Genomic DNA, 3,804 nt, shown 5'->3' on the forward strand with positions numbered 1-3,804 from the left:
AAATTCTGTTATACACACACTAAACACCTCCGCCTTATGCTTTATCAAAAATTCTCTCATAATATTTTCTTCTATGCAGTAATCTATTGCCTTGGTTATTGCTGTCTTGATATCTACACCTTTGTCATCTGAGTATTCTCTTACTTTATTTATAAATATCATATATTCTTTAAGTGGTCTACACTTTTCTAACAGTTCATCATTTTTACCGGTATTAAGATTATATACCATTGCTGTCCATTCAAAATCCCCGCTGTCATCCTTATTTATAAATGCATCTGATAATCTCAGCTTAACTCTTGCTTCATATTCTTCTGTTCCATTATAAAAAACTACATACTGTGGTGTTGGAATAGGTATTAACTTCTTATTATATATTCCATAACGCTCTGTCTTAATATACTGGCTTAGAAGATTCGCATAATACATAAGCCCTCTTGCCGGCATATTCGGATTAATCGAACTCTGCTGTTCCCACAAGACCATGTTGCTGTCTAGAAGAATCGATATATCATTCTTCATCTTCATGTATATTACATCATCAAGTGTTGTTATCCTGATATCTTCTGTGTTGTTATATTCAGTTCCGTTAAGTGCATTATAAAGTGATAACATATTCTCTTTATACTCTTCGGAACCGAATCTTAATCTAAAAAGTCTGTCCTTGTAAGTACGGTTAATACCTACGTTTTCATTCGTTGATGCCATAAAAATCCTTTCTTGTCTGTATGTTAATACTTGCTATCAACTATTACTGTATACGATATACCAATAACACTATTAACCATTACTAGTACTATTAGTATATCATATACAACAATAAAATACAAACATATTTTCGCCTTTTCTAATTTTATTTGGTCGATCATTTAATCGTCTAAACTAAGGGAAAAGCAATCTAAGATAAGCGTAAATCTGATACCGGAATAACATTAATCCAACCGAAAAAGTAGACCGAATTTTTTAATTATAATGCATCTGATAACACCAAAAAACTTACAAAATTTCCACAGAAAAAATCCTATTTGCTACTGAATTGCTACTAACATCATGCAATTATAAAATGTAACAATCACACATTTTTCCTAACAAAATATTATATTTTTTATCCATGAAGTAGTGTAAGTATGTGTCGTATTATTGAATCAATAGAGCTTTTGGCAATAGATATAAATGATATGCCGTGGCAGGTATATGATGAGGTTGATTGGATTAAGATTATGACTAACATTAATGCTATTATTAATGTTGGTATTCTAATTAAGATTAAGATTGGTATTCTAACTAAGATTACCAGATTACTAACTTAATTGAATCTAATATCCTAACATCAAACGCATCTATCATATTTAAAAGCTTAAGTGATTCACATTCGTACCCACATCTACCGGATTAGCTCCGGTCCTTAGATATCTAAAAACTCGCCGAAAACAGGCACAATTTTTAAATTTTAGGAGGTCACGATATGAACAAATTTACACGTTCCCAGATGGGAAAAATTATGGCATACGCTTTATCTGCTGCTATGGCAGTTACTGTTGTGCCAACATATATGATGAAACCATTAGTTGCTGAAGCTGCTGTTGCAAATGATGAAAAGACTCTTGGAGCAGGTGTTGTTGTAACATCAGGTGACACATTAACATTTAATGCACCTTCTTACACAGGTACAACTATAACTTCAAGTCCCTCAACTCCAGTAAGTAGTGTAGTTAATTTATACAATAAATCAACTGATACAAAGCCAGCATATACATTATCAGAAACAACAACAGGCAAAGTAGTTATTGGTTATAATAAAGTTGCTGCTGGTAATTATTATGCTGAGGTAGCAAGTACTTATAGTGGACAGAATGCTGAATCTAATACTGTTACAGATGTTCAAAAGGCTGCTAAAGTGCTTATCGTAGTAACTGAATCAAAAGCTTCAACAGGTGTTTCATTAACTACAGATTCAACAACTGTTCTTTTTAACGAAACAACTCCAACAAATTCAAACACATCAACTTTAAATTTCGATATTGTTGGTAATGATGACGCAACTTATAGCAAATTGGAATATACTATATCAACATCAAGAGCAAGTGCATTCACTGTAACAAGTAGTGATGGTACAAAAGGCACTAGCAATGATGGTGTTCTTACTGTTCCAACAACAGCAGGTACTCCTGAGACATATAAACCTGGTGAAACTTTATCAATAAAAACCGACACAGCTGTTCAAGATGGTGATACATTAACAGTTGAAGCTAATTTATATATTACAGGCCGTACAAATCCATATAAGAAAACAATTACTTTTACAGCAAGAAAAGGATTAGAAGCAATTACAGCTGTTAAATCCATTGCTACAGATAGATTAGTTTATGCTGGTGAAACAACTGCTGTATCAACAACTGTTACTCCTTCTACTTCACAAGAAAAAGTAACATATACCATTACAGATATAACTAACACTGTAACAGCAACATTAATGAAAGATGGTTTATATTATGCTCATAATGGAGCTGTAACAACAATTGATTCAGATAGTGATGGTGTTGTTGATAAATCGGATAATGTATATGCTATATTTAATCCTACAACAGGCGAATTCACAACTAAAAAAGCTGGTAATTATACAATAACACCAGTTGCAAGTGTATCTGCAGGTATAACTGGTACACCAGCAACTGTAACTGCTATAGAATTATCATTTAATAACAAAGGCGTAAAAGTTGGTGCTGCTGATGGTACTTCAAATGTAACAATAGCACCTAGTACTGTAACAGGTTTATATACAGCTAGTGATGTTAGAGCATCATTTACAAGTGATGATCCTGATATAGCAACAGTAAGTGGTACACAGAATGCAACTATTAAAGCAGTATCTGCCGGTATTACTAAAATAAATGCTAATATTGTATTATATGCTGATAAAGAATACAGATTTGAAAAGAGTGCCTATGTTGTAGTTGCACCAAAAGATGATGATGCAGAATTTGAAATTACAGCAATTCCAGATACAGAACTTTATGCTAATTTACTTTCAGATTCAACAATTACTCTTATAACACCAGCACTTAGCCTTCAATTAGGTGAGGCTATAGCCGAAGATAAAGTTGACGCAAAAGTATTATCAAATTCATCATATGCCGCTGCTGAAAGTGCTCTCGCTAATGAATACAACTTACATTACACAGTAAATGCAAGTTCAATCCCATTTAATGCAGATGGTTTAAGTGCAACAATTACAGGTGAAGGTCTATTATTTGCCGCATATGATCCAGATGTTGCAAATATTGAAAATCCTGAAGCTCCTGTTGATGTAAACCTTGTAATATCAGAATTACAGGCTAAAGATGAGATTTATAGAGTAGAAGATTCTGTTATCAGTTTTGTAGCTGAAATGACAGTTGGTAATGAATCAGAAGTTAAAGAATTAAATAAACCTGTTTGGTTAACTGTAAGCAATGCTAATCTTCGACCAACAACAGTTTATACAGTATATGATGATGGTGAAGCTATCTATACTGCAAAAACCGATGCAAGTGGTGATTTAAAATTCCAGACAGATTCATTCAGTGTATTCTCAATTGTTGAGACACCTGATGCAAAAGTTACAGATAATACAGCAGGGCTAGACAAACCAGATACACCAGATACAGATGATATCTACGACAAAGTAAACTTCTCAGCACACGTTCAGAGAAGAATCGGAACAGATGATGAAGCAGATATCGCTGCAACAGTATCAGATGACGGTATCATCTCACTTGGTACTCATGGACAGAGCAGACGAGTTGAGAAGATTACACTCACAGG

At 33.6% G+C, this 3,804-nt stretch carries 3 protein-coding genes; 2 read left to right on the plus strand and 1 reads right to left on the minus strand.

Annotation, left to right across the window (positions count from 1 at the left end):
* The coding region (locus tag KQI85_RS16050; RefSeq protein WP_216577037.1) for a hypothetical protein at nucleotides 1-708 on the minus strand (708 nt) is incomplete at its 3' end.
* 419 nt (nucleotides 709-1,127) lie between these two features.
* Between KQI85_RS16050 and KQI85_RS16055 the strand changes: the two genes are divergently transcribed.
* Nucleotides 1,128-1,310 (plus strand): hypothetical protein, encoded by a 183-nt coding sequence (locus KQI85_RS16055; RefSeq protein WP_216577038.1) that lies wholly within the window; start codon nucleotides 1,128-1,130, stop codon nucleotides 1,308-1,310.
* A gap of 155 nt (nucleotides 1,311-1,465) precedes the next feature.
* On the plus strand, nucleotides 1,466-3,804 hold a 2,339-nt coding region (locus KQI85_RS16060), incomplete at its 3' end, for a hypothetical protein (RefSeq protein ID WP_216577039.1).

Source organism: Falcatimonas sp. MSJ-15, from assembly GCF_018918265.1.
In the GTDB taxonomy this organism is placed as follows: domain Bacteria; phylum Bacillota; class Clostridia; order Lachnospirales; family Lachnospiraceae; genus Falcatimonas.

Coding starts and splice junctions, on each gene's coding strand:
- KQI85_RS16055 (WP_216577038.1), top strand. CDS start 1,128: ATGTGTCGTATTATTGAATCAATAGAGCTTTTGGCAATAGATATAAAT.